Source organism: Bacillus sp. FSL R5-0603 (assembly GCF_038050295.1).
Lineage (GTDB): Bacteria > Bacillota > Bacilli > Bacillales > Bacillaceae > Bacillus > Bacillus subtilis.
On record NZ_JBBOYP010000001.1, the window covers coordinates 3,946,157 to 3,960,082 of the forward strand.

Annotated in this window: 13 protein-coding genes; 7 read left to right on the forward strand and 6 right to left on the reverse strand. The window is 46.1% G+C overall.

The window, feature by feature from the left end; genetic code table 11:
• Positions 1 to 2: 2 nt before the first annotated feature.
• The 3 genes from NYE56_RS20285 to yxaF all read right to left on the reverse strand — a co-directional run bounded on the left by NYE56_RS20285 (position 3) and on the right by yxaF (position 3,001).
• Positions 3 to 1,211 (reverse strand): DUF418 domain-containing protein, encoded by a 1,209-nt coding sequence (locus NYE56_RS20285; RefSeq protein WP_341284338.1) that lies wholly within the window; start codon positions 1,209 to 1,211, stop codon positions 3 to 5.
• Between the two features lie 107 nt (positions 1,212 to 1,318).
• Complete coding sequence (gene qdoI / locus NYE56_RS20290) at positions 1,319 to 2,332, reverse strand: quercetin 2,3-dioxygenase (protein WP_341284339.1); 1,014 nt, start codon at positions 2,330 to 2,332, stop codon at positions 1,319 to 1,321.
• A gap of 93 nt (positions 2,333 to 2,425) precedes the next feature.
• Positions 2,426 to 3,001, reverse strand: coding sequence for a transcriptional regulator YxaF (yxaF, locus tag NYE56_RS20295; RefSeq protein WP_003227022.1), 576 nt, complete (start codon positions 2,999 to 3,001; stop codon positions 2,426 to 2,428).
• 131 nt (positions 3,002 to 3,132) lie between these two features.
• On the opposite strand from yxaF, the gene NYE56_RS20300 reads away from it, so the two are divergent.
• On the forward strand, positions 3,133 to 4,203 hold the full coding sequence (locus tag NYE56_RS20300; protein ID WP_341284340.1) for an SDR family oxidoreductase: 1,071 nt from the start codon (positions 3,133 to 3,135) through the stop codon (positions 4,201 to 4,203).
• Between the two features lie 56 nt (positions 4,204 to 4,259).
• On the opposite strand, the gene NYE56_RS20305 is transcribed toward NYE56_RS20300, so the two are convergent.
• A complete protein-coding gene (locus tag NYE56_RS20305) occupies positions 4,260 to 4,691 on the reverse strand; it encodes a MarR family winged helix-turn-helix transcriptional regulator (protein ID WP_326209110.1) in 432 nt (143 codons plus the stop codon).
• A 226-nt stretch (positions 4,692 to 4,917) separates the two neighbouring features.
• Here NYE56_RS20305 and NYE56_RS20310 point away from each other — a divergent pair, with 226 nt between their 5' ends.
• Both NYE56_RS20310 and NYE56_RS20315 read left to right on the forward strand, forming a co-directional pair.
• Positions 4,918 to 5,322: a CidA/LrgA family holin-like protein gene (locus tag NYE56_RS20310; RefSeq protein WP_268556076.1), complete on the forward strand. Its 405-nt coding sequence runs from the start codon at positions 4,918 to 4,920 to the stop codon at positions 5,320 to 5,322.
• The gene (locus NYE56_RS20315; RefSeq protein WP_003227015.1) at positions 5,292 to 5,984 is read left to right on the forward strand and encodes an LrgB family protein; all 693 of its coding nucleotides are present in this window, start codon (positions 5,292 to 5,294) and stop codon (positions 5,982 to 5,984) included. The genes NYE56_RS20310 and NYE56_RS20315 overlap by 31 nt, the downstream gene beginning before the upstream one ends.
• Positions 5,985 to 6,023: 39 nt before the next feature.
• On the opposite strand, the gene NYE56_RS20320 is transcribed toward NYE56_RS20315, so the two are convergent.
• Positions 6,024 to 7,055, reverse strand: coding sequence for a polysaccharide pyruvyl transferase family protein (locus NYE56_RS20320; RefSeq protein ID WP_014481442.1), 1,032 nt, complete (start codon positions 7,053 to 7,055; stop codon positions 6,024 to 6,026).
• 92 nt (positions 7,056 to 7,147) lie between these two features.
• Positions 7,148 to 8,296 (reverse strand): glycerate kinase, encoded by a 1,149-nt coding sequence (locus NYE56_RS20325; RefSeq protein ID WP_326224625.1) that lies wholly within the window; start codon positions 8,294 to 8,296, stop codon positions 7,148 to 7,150.
• 195 nt (positions 8,297 to 8,491) lie between these two features.
• Between NYE56_RS20325 and gntR the strand changes: the two genes are divergently transcribed.
• Genes gntR through gnd form a run of 4 tightly spaced genes read left to right on the forward strand, consistent with a single transcriptional unit; the run spans position 8,492 to position 13,561 of the window.
• Positions 8,492 to 9,223 (forward strand): gluconate operon transcriptional repressor GntR, encoded by a 732-nt coding sequence (gene gntR, locus NYE56_RS20330; protein WP_014478509.1) that lies wholly within the window; start codon positions 8,492 to 8,494, stop codon positions 9,221 to 9,223.
• A complete protein-coding gene (gene gntK, locus NYE56_RS20335; RefSeq protein WP_341284341.1) occupies positions 9,216 to 10,757 on the forward strand; it encodes a gluconokinase in 1,542 nt (513 codons plus the stop codon). The genes gntR and gntK overlap by 8 nt, the downstream gene beginning before the upstream one ends.
• A gap of 28 nt (positions 10,758 to 10,785) precedes the next feature.
• On the forward strand, positions 10,786 to 12,132 hold the full coding sequence (gene gntP, locus NYE56_RS20340) for a gluconate permease GntP (RefSeq protein WP_003243139.1): 1,347 nt from the start codon (positions 10,786 to 10,788) through the stop codon (positions 12,130 to 12,132).
• 22 nt (positions 12,133 to 12,154) lie between these two features.
• Positions 12,155 to 13,561 (forward strand): decarboxylating NADP(+)-dependent phosphogluconate dehydrogenase, encoded by a 1,407-nt coding sequence (gene gnd, locus NYE56_RS20345; protein WP_341284342.1) that lies wholly within the window; start codon positions 12,155 to 12,157, stop codon positions 13,559 to 13,561.
• The last annotated feature ends 365 nt before the right edge of the window (positions 13,562 to 13,926 follow it).

Genomic DNA, 13,926 nt, shown 5'->3' on the forward strand with positions numbered 1-13,926 from the left:
ATCTAGACTTTTGTTTTCTTTACAATAGGCTGCCACGACAGATACGTAGCGCTTCTCCACAGCCACTCAAACGGCCCCATCCGAAAGACCCGAAGCCAAAGATGGCTGAAGACCATTTGAACGGCACAAACGGCAATTGTAATGAGCACACCGGCAGCAGGGTACACTTTTCCATACAGGCCCAAGCCGTAATGATAAAAAATCCAAGTACATACAATAGACTGCATCAGATAATTGGTAAATGCCATCCTCCCAACAGCGGAGAATGATTGCAGCACTGTTCTCACTCTTGTTTTATGGTATAGATAGACAACCGTGGTAACATAGAAAAACATGAGAAAAGGCGCGCCAATCAGCAGAAATAGTTCCTTTTCCGTTACACTGTACAGCACATGGGCGCCGATGCCGATGACAAGCCCAGCCATCCATAATCGTTTTAATCCTTTGCGATGCTTTTCCGGTTCATGCAAATACCGTGATTTTGCTGCCGCAGCTCCCAGCAAAAACATGCTGAAATATGGAATGGATGCAAAGAAAAAGTTGAGCGGATTATACGTAAGCATGCCATTCGAAGACATGTAAACAAGACGGTCGTGGATCCGCTGTTCTGCAATGTCCCTCAGGCTGCCGCTTCCATAAACATGAATCGCTTGTTTTGCCTGGTGTGTTACCGCTTGTACCCATTCCTGTCCGTTTGATTGATCAAAACTTGTCAACATGAACGGAATGGAAAACAGAAGATACAAAGAGACCGCCCATATCAGCAGTGTTTTCGGCTTTGCTTTTCGAAACAAGAGCAGGACAAAACCGAGCAGGGCATATTCTGTTAAAATATCCCCGTCCCATATCAAAAACGCATGAATCGTTCCAAACAAGAGAAGCGCCATCAACCTTCTCACATATAACGGAACAAACCGTTTCCCTTTGTTTTCTGCTCTCTCCATCGTGACAACCATGCCAAATCCAAATAAAAAGGAAAACAATAAAATACATTTTGTTTGAATGAAGAATTTCAGTATGTCTGCGGCGGCAAAATCAGCTTCAGACCACTTATCCATGAAAAAATTCTCTTTTCCAAGCATAGACAAATACATATCCGGATAACTGAAATGTGCCAGATTGACAAATAAGATGCCGAAAATCGCCATTCCTCTCAGCACATCAAGCACACCGATCCGCTCATTTGCCAAAGTCGGCTGTAATGAAGACATAGCCATCACGCTCCTTTTTTCTGTACCTTAAGGGTATGAAAAAATGAAGCGCGGAAACATCGATTTAGGTGTCAGGCCGGCATGAAAACCTTACAATCTTGTCATCTTTATGGTTTCATCACCTTTAAATCTAATGCTTCGATATTCTGCAAAACGCGATCAAAGCGCAAAGCCTGAGGCTCACTTGGGAAGATGTGGCCTTCATACGGGTCGCCTAACGTCCGGAAAAACGGTTCAAATAAACCAGGAACCAATACGCCCACCATCTTTGTATAGTGAGAATCAAGGCGATAGGAGTGAACGGTATTTGCAGGGACATGCAGGAAATCTCCCGGATTCAGCTGAATTTCCTGGCCATCTGCCCACATCGTCATCTGACCTTCAAGGCAATAAAATGTTTCTGTATGATGTTCATGGTAGTGATCAACGATTCGGTCACCTTTAGGGCCTTCAGAGGATACGACGATAAACTGGCCATCTGTATTTTTTTGTGCAGCCACAATGCGGTGAAGCTGATCTCCAGTCAACAGGCGATCTCCTTCTCCAGATTCAAGAACGTATGGAACGGCTCCATCTGGCAGCTCTGTAAGTTCCGCTAATTTGGCCGAACATGCAGGCTTTTCTTCATCTAGAAATACAATGTCCGCTACAGCGGCTGCTTCTGCAAATCGATCGTTTGAGACTTCTTCGCTTGCGTACGGCGGATGTTCAGCGTGATCATATGGATTCCCAATAACGGAATACATGTGTGCTACGTTTCCTCTCATCGTGTAGGACACCAGTCTTGTTCTGTGGCTCTGCATCCGGTAGCTGTGCGGTGTTCCCGCCGGAATGTTGGCATAATCACCTGATATTAATAAATAGCGTTCACCATCAAGTGTCAGTTCCAGTTTCCCGTCCAAAACGAGAATTCCTTCATGTGTGTCCTTGTGGACGTGAAGCGGAAAGGCATCTCCTTTTCCCCCGGAAAGAAGCACGATCTCAAACAAATCACCTGTGCTCCTCCCATTCGCCATCACCGTGGCAACCTGTCTGCCGAACAGATAGCGTTCGCCTTCTCCGCTCCGGAGCAAATAAGGCATTTTTTCTTTAGGCAATGAATGTGTACATAATGTTTTCATATTATCATTTCCTCCAATTTAGACCAGTCTATATATTATCATTCATTTGTCTAGACCGTTCTATATAATTGTAGAAGAAAGGATAACAAAATGCTACCCTTTTTTTCTCACCAGCACTGGTATTTGTTCGGCAATGAGAAGAAGGGGCGTTTTGTCTTTATTCGTTAACGAAAGCATGATGCCGCCCTCAATCATCGAATTAATCAGCGTTCCAAGCTGATTTGCTTCTTCTTCTGCAAATCCGTTTTCCATTAATTTTCTGGCAAAAACCGCTTCCCAGCTTTTAAACACCTTCATGCAAACCGTCCGCAGCGGTTCACTGATTAACGCTGTCTCACTCGCCAGCAAACCGACTGGAATACCTTTAATGCTTTCTGTGTTGTCAAATTGGCTGGCTGTTTTTTTGATAAAAAGCTGAATCGCTTCAACAGGATCAGAGGATTCATCCATGCTTTGCTGTATCAGATGTTCAACGATCTTACCTGTATATGTAACCGCTTCAATTGCTAGTTCTTCTTTGCCATTCGGAAAAAAGTGATAAAGCGATCCTTTTGGAGCACCGCTTTCTTTTACAATCTGGTTCAAACCTGTCGCGTGATATCCTTGCAGCTGGAACAGACGTGACGCCGTGTGAAGGATTTTTTCACGTGAATCTCCTCTGCTAGTCATTAAAACATTCCCTCCTAGGTATGGTAGAGCGACTTATATAATATAAAAAAGAACCCTGTGATTGTCAAAAGGGGTAAGACCCTCCCGGATGGGGTAAATGTACAAAAACAGCGTCTAGGAGGGATCTCTCAATGACAATCGATCATTCAGTCACGAATACAGAACAGCTTGAACGACAAAACCCCGCCATAAAAACAAAGCTCAAACTGAAAAAGCTTAAGGATCAGGTGATCGTCATTACCGGCGCTTCAAGCGGAATCGGACTTGTCACGGCACGAATGGCAGCTGAAAAAGGCGCAAAGGTCGTGGCAGCAGCACGAAATGAAGACGCGCTGAAGGAGCTCACTGATGAACTTAAGAAAAAAGGGCACGACGCCATATGGGTAAAGGCGGATGTCGGAAAAGAAGAGGACGTCAACCGCATCGCAGAAACCGCGATCAGCACATTCGGCCGCTTTGACACATGGGTCAACAATGCGGCCGTCTCGACTTTCGGACATGCCATGGACGTCACCGTCGAAGACATGAAGCGCATGTTCGACACAAATTTCTGGGGACCTGTTTACGGAACAAGAGCGGCTGTCAAACACTACACCGGCAGAGGTGTGCCGGGCGCACTCATTAATGTAGGAAGCCTGTTCGGAGACAGGGGCACGGTCATTCAATCCACATATGCATCTGCCAAATTTGCGCTTCACGGCTGGACGGAAAGCATCCGAATGGAGCTCGAAAAGGAACAGGCGCCCGTCTCGGTAACGCTCATCCACCCGGGCAGAATTGACACGCCTTATAACGAGCATGCGCACAGCTACCTCGACAAACAGCCGGCTCATTGCCGCTCCATGATCTATCCGCCGGAAGCGGTCGCTGAAGCTATCCTGTTTGCCGCCGAACACCCTAAGCGCGACATGTACATCGGCTCACAGGCCAAAGCCATCGCCATGCTGGGCACGCTTTTCCCTCGTCTGACCGACAGACTGATGGAAAAAATCATGTATCACAGCCAGCATGCCGAAAAACCGTCCAAACCGCGAGAAGAAAGCGCTCTTTATGATGCGGGCTGCGGTATGCATGACAGAGGAACAAATAAAGGATGGATGAGGTCAAGAAGCTACTACACGAAAGCGACGCAGCGCCCCATTGTATCTGCGGCTGTTGTTGCCGGACTAGTGGCTTGGGCTGCCGCCAAACGATGCAGATAATCTCTAACCATAAGAAAAACCCATGCTGTTCCAGCGAACCATGGGTTTTTCAGCTGTTAATCGATAAAAGCCTTGTTCATACGCTGCAGCAGCTCGCCGAACATCTCTTTTTCCTGTGTTGACCATTCTTTCAGCATCTGTTCATAACGTTCAAGGCGCTTTTGCTTATCGGCTTTTAATGCTTGTTTGCCGAGCTTTGTAATGGTAAACAGACTGACTCTGCCATCGGAAGGGTCTGAGAAACGATAGATAAGCTCCTTCGCCTCTAATGCAGCTGCTTGTCTTGAAAGAGTAGAGATATCTAATTTAAACGAATCGGCCAGCTCCTTTACGCGGGCAGGCCCAAATTCATCCAATTGTCTTAACAATAAGTAGGATGATCTCTCCAAATTCCCTGTTCTTTTCTCTGATTGATCCAGATAAACAGCTCTCCTGATAAAAGTCGTCAGCTCATATTCAATTAATTCAACTGGATTTTGATTTTGCAATCGCTCTCGCTCCCTATTCCAATCTCCGGCATTGACAACATCATATATACTTGTATAATACAAATGTACATTAACTGAATAAATACAAGTCGTTATATGACTAAATCAATTATTATACTTGTATAGTACAATCATATAAGAAGAAAGTAAAGCGATTCCTCAGAACCATCCTAGAAGCAAGCACCAGAAAGGAGGAAGCTGTTCTGATTGGAGAGCAGCACTTGATGTGAAAACCATACGAATTATCTTGCAAGTGTTGATATTATATGTATTTTTTATGATCGGGGAAGCCATTCAGCATCTGTTTCATTTACCCGTGTCAGGAAGCATCGTTGGATTGGTATTGCTTCTGATCTGCTTGGGCCTCCGTATTGTTCCCGTCTCCCTCATTGAAGACGGAGCAGGGTTTTTATTATCCTTCCTTCCATTGTTGTTCATCCCGGCAATGACAGGAGTGATAAACTATCCGTCTCTCATTTCATTCAATGGTCTGATGCTGCTGATTACAGTCGTTCTGAGCACCATCGTCACGATCATTGCGGCTGGATTCGCCAGCCAGCTATTAGAGAAAAAAGCAAAAAAACGGGAGGAGAAAGAGAAATGCAGCAAGCATGTATCGCGATCATTATAATTCTTTTAACAGTTGCCGCTTATTTAGCGATGGTCAAACTCTATAAGCGATTCCCGCTTCCATTTCTGATCCCTGTTCTGACAACGACCATTTTGATTGTAGCGGCTTTGATGATGTTTCATGTTTCCTATGAAGGCTATATGATCGGGGGGAAATGGATCAATTCTTTGCTTGGGCCGGCTGTCGTGGCACTGGCCTATCCGCTTTATAAACAATGGCATATCATTGTCAAACATTGTGTTCCCATTCTAGGCGGCGTCCTAGTCGGATTATGCATGGGAATGATCAGCGGGCTGATCTTCGCAGAAGCATTCGGGATTGATCATGATCTCTTATTATCCATTCTGCCAAAGTCGATCACAACCCCTGTCGCTATTCAGATCGCCGCCGGTCTTGGCGGCGTCCCTTCCATGACAGTCGTATTTGTCATGATTGCGGGCTTTTCAGGCGTCATCCTCGGGCCTCTTTTCCTAAAATGGCTTCGCATACGCAGTTCCCTTGGACAAGGCATTGCATTAGGCAGCGCCTCCCATGCACTGGGTACCTCCAAAGCGTTGGAATATGGGGAATTGGCCGTCTCCATGAGTTCCGTCTCCATGACGCTTTGTGCGGTGCTCGGCTCATTCTTCGGCCCGCTCGTCGTCTGGCTGTTTCATATTTAACAAAGAAAGACTGCCCCGGGGGAGGGCAGTCTTTTTCGTTTAAGAAGCAAAAAAATCAATCAACGGCTGAAAGTCCTTAGATAAATCAACGTCATTCGGTTCTGCTTGAAGCAGGCGGTCAATCATGCGCTCCAGCTCCTCAACATCATTCTTATCCGTATACTCAATGAAGTTTAAGCTTTCAAGCCAATCCCGGTATGAATGTTTGGCTTTGCCATAGCTGTTTCCAAAGACAAGGCAAGGTGTTTTGGTGATAATCGAGAAAATCATCGCGTGAAGGCGGTCGGTAATCACCAATTTACTGGAACCGATGCGGTCTAGCATCTCCATAAAATGCTTTTCACGATCGGCGTAGTCGATGGTGTCGACCGTATCCAGCACCGTATCGGTACGCTCTGTGTAAGTTGTTTTTTCTGCCCATTTCTTCATCTGTGAAATAAAATCTTCGTCAGTCACTTTCTCCTTATCCGCTCTTAAAATAAAGAGAACGCCGTCCCGCTCGAGCTCTCGCGGCACAATATCCAAGGAAAGCACCATGTCCGGTGTAAAGATCACATTGGAGTTGAAGGTCTCTTTCACAACATCCAGTGTTTGCGTCTCACGCGCAGCAATCGTTAAGTTTGTATTTTGATGGTACGCATCCTGTGTTTTTTTCTTTTCCTTCTGTCCTTCCTCTGTATCCTCAAAATAAACGGATTGCGGCAGAGAAATTGATTTGTAGTCTTTAAACGCCGAAAAGACCTTTCTTCTGTCTTCCTCAATATCGAGATAAAGGTTTCCTAAGTTCCCTCCGCCTGTAAAGCAGACAATATCGTCTTCACGAATGATCTCCTTCACCAATTCAATGCCCTCATCCGTCGCATAATCCATAATCTCAATGTATTCATAATACGGAAAATGATTTTTGATAAATTTCTCTTCCGCATACGCAATCGCTTGGTCTCCAATGTTTGTGTAACTAGGGGAACCAAACAGAAATACTTTTCGTTTATCATTTAACAGAGCTTCCGGCTCCACATTTGGCGCAATGCCTTTTACTAGTTTTTTGCCTTTGATTTCTTGTACAGTCATATCTGCGTCCTCCTTCTGGGATGAATTCCTCATTGTGTGTTAACTGTCTCTACCCAAAAAGAAGGATGGCTATGCATTGGTATGTGCATCAGCTATATCAGAAACATCGTTTTCGCCAATTTGATAGACGCTGCAATGTCCCGCGCCGTTCTTTCCATATATTCCGCGGCATGTTCAAACGCATCTTCTAGAGTCACGGCTCCGGGGACGATGCTGAAAAGCGCATCGATTCCGTGTTGATAGACGGCATCACTGTCACGTGATACTGATCCCGCAATACCGATGACAGGCACATCGTATGATTTAGCCGCCTTGGCTACGCCGATCGGCGTTTTTCCATGAACCGTTTGGCTGTCGATCCGTCCCTCGCCGGTAATCACAAGATCTGCATCCTGAACGATACTTTCAAAATCAACCGCTTCAAGGACAATATCAATGCCTCTTTTCAGGTCAGCCTGAAGATAAGTCAGCAGGCTCCATCCAAGACCGCCCGCTGCACCGGCGCCCTCTGTATCTCGGAAGGTTGATCCGAGCTCTTTTTCTGCCATATCAGCGAAATGGCTTACGTTCTGTTCTAGTACATCCAGCATTTCGGCCGTCGCGCCTTTTTGCGGCCCGAAAACAGCCGTAGCACCCTTTGGTCCTGTTAACGGATTGTCCACGTCACAGGCAACTTCCAGTTTGACATTCCGCAATCTGGAATCAAGCCCGCTAACATCTATTGATGCAAGCTGAGATAACGCGCCGCCCCCTGGGCCAATCTCGCTGCCTGAGTTATCAAGAAGCCTTCCGCCCAATGCCTGAATCATCCCTGCTCCCCCGTCGTTCGTGGCGCTTCCGCCAATTCCGATGATCAATCGCTCCGCTCCCGCATCAAGAGCCGCTCCGATTAATTCTCCCGTTCCCCTTGTTGTAGTGATGAGCGGATTTCGCTTATCTACAGGCACCAGATGCAGCCCTGAAGCAGCAGCCATTTCAATCACAGCTGTTCTCCCATCTCCCATCATGCCAAAGAAAGCTTTCACCGGTTCCCCCAGCGGCCCTGTGACAACTTGCTCTATGATCCTTCCATTGGTCGCATCGACTAGAGATTGAACGGTTCCCTCACCGCCGTCCGCCACCGGCAATTTTCTGTAATCAGCACCCGGAAAGACCGATTTGAAACCTCTTTCTATCGCTTCGGCTGCCTCCAGAGCTGATAAGCTTTCCTTAAAAGAATCAGGTGCAATGATGATTTTCATCCAAATCGCCTCTTTCAAAACATGATTCACTTATGCTAGTTATCTCCAATGTACCATATTCCATTTAGAAATAAATACCATAATGATTGGGAAAAATTTTATTAAAAATTAGAAATGAAAGTGTTTGCATAAAAGAAATATTCACGTTATCATACTTGTATACAAGTATACTCCTTGAGTGAGGAAGGTGAGTGTATGCTAGACTCCAAAGACCTGTTGTATCCCGCAAAATGGCTCTCAAAAGCGTCAACCGGAGTTCGTGTCGCATACGAGCTGAGAATGCGGATCGTTTCAGGCCTGATTGAAAGCGGTACCATTTTATCAGAAAATACAATCGCCGCCGAGTTTTCAGTAAGCCGTTCGCCGGTTCGCGAAGCGCTAAAAATTCTCGCATCCGAAAAAATCATCCGCTTAGAACGAATGGGAGCGGTCGTAATTGGTTTAACTGAGAAGAAAATCGCGGAAATTTATGATGTGCGGCTACTATTAGAAACATTTGTCTTTGAACGGCTTGTCAAAATAGACATTGAGCCTTTAGTTAAGGATCTCAGCAAAATTCTTGAAATGATGAAAGTCTCAATCAAATATGAGGACGCTGACGAATTTTCATTTCAAGATGTGCTGTTCCATGAAACGATTATCCGAGCGATTGATCATTCATACATTCAGATGATCTGGAACAATCTAAAACCCGTCATGGAAAGCTTTATTCTTTTATCGATGCGGGTACGGTTAAAGGAAAAGTATGAAGACTTCACAAGGATCTTAGATAACCACGAGCTTTATATTCAAGCCATCAAAACAAAGGATAGGGCGCTGATGATTCAGTCTCTTCACCAAAACTTTGATGATGTGCAGGATAAGGTAGAAGACCTATGGCTCTCACAACAAATGCTGGCAAAAGGAGCTGAATACAGCAATGACTAGTTATATGTTAGGAATCGATATCGGCACGACAAGCACAAAAGCTGTGCTGTTCAGTGAAAACGGGGATGTGGTACAGAAAGAAAGCATCGGCTACCCGCTCTATACACCGGACATCTCAACAGCAGAACAAAACCCGGAAGAGATATTTCAGGCAGTCATCCGTACAACAGCGAAAATTACAAAACAGCATCCCGAAAAACAGATCTCTTTCATTTCATTCAGCAGCGCCATGCACAGCGTCATTGCAATCGACGAAAATGACAAGCCGCTGACGCCATGCATCACATGGGCCGACAACCGAAGTGAAGGCTGGGCGCATAGGATCAAAGAGGAATTGAACGGACATGAGGTGTACAAACGGACGGGAACACCGATTCATCCGATGGCACCGTTAAGTAAAATTGCCTGGATCACGAATGAACGGAAAGAAATCGCTTCCAAGGCAAAAAAATATATCGGCATCAAAGAGTACATTTTTAAACAGCTGTTCAATGAGTATGTCATCGATTACTCCTTGGCATCAGCGACAGGCATGATGAACCTGAAGAGCTTGGATTGGGACGAAGAGGCACTGCGCATCGCAGGCATCACGCCGGATCACTTATCCAAACTCGTGCCGACAACCGAGATCTTTCAGCACTGCAGCCCGGAAATAGCGATCCAAATGGGAATCGATCCGGAAACGCCTTTTGTCATCGGCGCCAGCGACGGCGTGCTGTCCAACCTCGGCGTCAACGCCATTAAAAAGGGCGAAATCGCCGTCACCATCGGAACAAGCGGTGCCATCCGGACGATTATTGACAAGCCGCAAACCGATGAAAAAGGGAGAATTTTCTGCTATGCCTTGACGGACAAGCATTGGGTTATTGGGGGACCTGTGAACAATGGGGGCATCGTCCTTCGCTGGATCAGAGACGAGTTTGCCTCCTCCGAAATCGAAACAGCGACACGGCTGGGCATTGATCCATATGACGTGCTGACGAAAATTGCCCAACGCGTCAGACCCGGTTCTGACGGTCTGCTGTTCCACCCATATCTCGCCGGAGAACGCGCTCCGTTGTGGAATCCGGATGTACGCGGCTCATTTTTTGGCCTGACCATGTCGCATAAGAAAGAGCATATGATACGCGCGGCATTGGAAGGCGTCATTTACAACCTGTACACGGTGTTCTTGGCGTTAACTGAATGCATGGATGGCCCGGTAACCCGCATCCAAGCGACAGGGGGATTTGCAAGGTCGGAGGTTTGGCGCCAAATGATGTCGGATATCTTCGAATCAGAGGTAGTCGTTCCGGAAAGCTACGAAAGCTCATGTCTCGGCGCCTGCATTTTAGGCCTGTATGCAACAGGAAAAATTGACTCTTTCGACGCCGTGTCCGACATGATCGGCAGCACATACAGACATACGCCGATCGAAGACTCAGCCAAGGAATACAGAACATTAATGCCGATTTTCATCAATCTATCAAGATTATTAGAAAATCAATATACACAAATTGCAGATTATCAGAGGGGCTTAATCACACACAAATAGTACATGACATGAAGGGGAGGGCATTACCATGCCGTTAATCATCGTTGCACTTGGGATCTTAGCATTACTATTTCTGATTATGGGCTTAAAATTAAACACATTTATTTCCCTGCTGGTCGTATCGTTCGGCGTGGCACTGGCACTCGGGATGCCGTTCGATAAAGTTGTCAGCTCCATCGAAGCAGGAATAGGGGGGACTCTTGGCCACATCGCGCTCATCTTCGGACTCGGTGCGATGCTGGGCAAGCTGATCGCGGATTCAGGAGGCGCACAGCGCATTGCGATGACGCTCGTCAACAAATTCGGTGAGAAAAATATTCAATGGGCCGTTGTCATTGCCTCATTCATTATTGGGATTGCGTTATTTTTTGAAGTAGGACTGGTTCTATTAATTCCGATTGTCTTTGCGATTTCAAGAGAATTGAAGATTTCTATTTTATTTCTCGGAATCCCGATGGTCGCGGCACTATCCGTCACACACGGTTTCCTGCCGCCGCACCCGGGACCTACGGCGATCGCCGGTGAGTATGGCGCAAACATTGGAGAAGTGCTGCTGTACGGCTTTATTGTTGCTGTTCCGACAGTGCTCATCGCAGGGCCGTTATTTACAAAGTTCGCGAAAAAAATCGTTCCTGCATCATTTGCGAAAAACGGCAATATTGCATCACTCGGCACACAAAAAACGTTTAACCTTGAAGAAACACCCGGCTTTGGAATCAGTGTCTTTACCGCAATGCTCCCGATTATCATCATGTCGGTCGCGACCATTATCGACCTGCTTCAAGAAACAATCGGGTTTGCAGATAACGGAGTTTTAGCTTTTATCAGATTGATTGGAAACGCATCGACTGCTATGATTATTTCGTTATTGGTCGCAGTCTATACAATGGGCATCAAGCGCAACATTCCAGTCAAAACCGTGATGGATTCTTGTTCAACTGCCATTTCACAAATTGGCATGATGCTTTTGATCATCGGAGGAGGCGGCGCCTTCAAACAAGTGCTGATCAACGGCGGTGTCGGCGATTACGTAGCAGACTTATTCAAAGGAACGGCATTATCACCAATCATTCTGGCATGGCTCATCGCGGCGATCCTGCGCATCTCTCTAGGATCAGCGACTGTTGCCGCACTAAGCACAACAGGTCTGGTCATCCCGTTATTGGGCCATTCTGATGTTAACCTGGCGTTAGTCGTGCTCGCAACAGGCGCCGGAAGTGTCATCGCTTCACACGTCAATGACGCCGGCTTCTGGATGTTCAAGGAATACTTCGGATTAAGCATGAAAGAAACATTCGCCACATGGACATTGCTGGAAACCATTATTTCCGTTGCTGGACTGGGATTCATTTTATTGTTAAGTTTAGTTGTATGAAATTAAGAAGGAGCTGTAACACATGTTCAATTCGATTGGTGTCATAGGCTTAGGCGTAATGGGAAGCAACATCGCCTTAAACATGGCAAATAAAGGCGAAAACGTCGCTGTCTATAATTACACCAGAGATTTAACGGACCAGCTTATCCAAAAGCTGGATGGACAATCTCTCAGCCCGTATTACGAGCTTGAGGACTTTGTTCAATCGTTAGAAAAACCAAGAAAAATCTTTTTGATGGTCACAGCGGGAAAACCCGTAGATTCCGTCATCCAATCATTAAAGCCTTTGCTTGAAGAAGGCGACGTCATCATGGACGGAGGAAACTCCCACTATGAAGACACAGAAAGAAGATATGACGAGCTGAAGGAAAAAGGGATCGGCTACCTGGGAGTCGGCATTTCCGGCGGTGAAGTCGGTGCATTAACAGGGCCTTCCATCATGCCGGGCGGAGATCGCGACGTCTATGAGAAAGCCGCTCCTATCCTGACGAAAATCGCAGCTCAAGTCGGAGATGACCCTTGCTGTGTCTATATCGGACCAAAAGGGGCAGGGCACTTTACAAAGATGGTGCATAACGGCATTGAATATGCAGACATGCAGCTGATTGCAGAAGCGTATACGTTTCTAAGAGAAACGCTTCATCTGCCGCTCGATGAAATTGCATCTATTTTTGAAACATGGAATCAAGGTGAGCTGAAAAGCTATTTAATAGAGATTACAGCTGAGATTTTACGCAAAAAAGACGAAAAAACAGGGCAGCCTCTGATCGATGTCATCCTTGATAAAACTGGACAAAAAGGCACTGGGAAATGGACAAGCATGCAGGCGATTGATAACGGCATCCCGTCCACGATCATCACAGAGTCCTTGTTCGCCCGCTACTTGTCATCCTTAAAAGAAGAACGGATGGCAGCTCAAGACGTATTAGCAGGCCCAGAATCCGAAGAAAAACACTTGGATAAAGACACCTGGATTGAATACGTCAGACAGGCTCTTTACATGGGGAAAGTATGCGCCTATGCACAAGGCTTTGCCCAATATAAGATGTCATCTGAGCTTTACGGCTGGAATCTGCCGCTCAAAGACATTGCCTTGATTTTCCGAGGCGGCTGCATCATCCGCGCTGATTTCCTAAACGTGATCAGCGAAGCATTCAGTGAGCAGCCAAATCTGGCAAACCTGCTGATCGCGCCTTATTTCACAGATAAGCTCCATGCCTATCAAACAGGCCTGCGAAAAGTCGTTTGCGAGGGTATCAGCACCGGAATCTCATTCCCATGCTTAACAACAGCGCTCTCTTATTACGACGGCTACCGCACAGGGCGTTCCAATGCGAACCTCTTGCAGGCGCAGCGCGATTACTTTGGCGCTCACACGTACGAACGGACTGATATGGACGGCGTTTTCCATACGAATTGGTCTGAATAACCAGTCATCAAAAACACGGTCAGTTTTCAACTGAACCGTGTTTTTTTCTTCTATCCCAAACAACAGAAGACATAAGTTATGTTTTAAATATCATAAACAGTGATACAATAATAGCTAGAAACAATCCCCAAGATCATCATGTGACAGCAGCTTGCTGTTCCGTTCTATTCTGCTTTTGGCCATTGTCCTTTGCCCTTGACCATGGTGTCATAAAATGTTCAAATGCCAAAACGGCCTGTCATTCTGATTTACAAAAGTCCCTGAAAACCTTGTCTAATTGAGAATCAGCCTCTCATTTGTTATAAAAGAAATGCATAAATCCTACCTGTCACACCTTTAGTAAGATGAAAAAAAGTAGGTTATGG

Bases quoted from the DNA above. Each gene is read 5' to 3' on its own strand.
- NYE56_RS20285 (WP_341284338.1), bottom strand. From the start codon at position 1,211: ATGTCTTCATTACAGCCGACTTTGGCAAATGAGCGGATCGGTGTGCTT.
- qdoI (WP_341284339.1), bottom strand. From the start codon at position 2,332: ATGAAAACATTATGTACACATTCATTGCCTAAAGAAAAAATGCCTTAT.
- yxaF (WP_003227022.1), bottom strand. From the start codon at position 3,001: ATGACTAGCAGAGGAGATTCACGTGAAAAAATCCTTCACACGGCGTCA.
- NYE56_RS20300 (WP_341284340.1), top strand. From the start codon at position 3,133: ATGACAATCGATCATTCAGTCACGAATACAGAACAGCTTGAACGACAA.
- NYE56_RS20315 (WP_003227015.1), top strand. From the start codon at position 5,292: ATGCAGCAAGCATGTATCGCGATCATTATAATTCTTTTAACAGTTGCC.
- NYE56_RS20320 (WP_014481442.1), bottom strand. From the start codon at position 7,055: ATGACTGTACAAGAAATCAAAGGCAAAAAACTAGTAAAAGGCATTGCG.
- NYE56_RS20325 (WP_326224625.1), bottom strand. From the start codon at position 8,296: ATGAAAATCATCATTGCACCTGATTCTTTTAAGGAAAGCTTATCAGCT.
- gntR (WP_014478509.1), top strand. From the start codon at position 8,492: ATGCTAGACTCCAAAGACCTGTTGTATCCCGCAAAATGGCTCTCAAAA.
- gntK (WP_341284341.1), top strand. From the start codon at position 9,216: ATGACTAGTTATATGTTAGGAATCGATATCGGCACGACAAGCACAAAA.
- gntP (WP_003243139.1), top strand. From the start codon at position 10,786: ATGCCGTTAATCATCGTTGCACTTGGGATCTTAGCATTACTATTTCTG.
- gnd (WP_341284342.1), top strand. From the start codon at position 12,155: ATGTTCAATTCGATTGGTGTCATAGGCTTAGGCGTAATGGGAAGCAAC.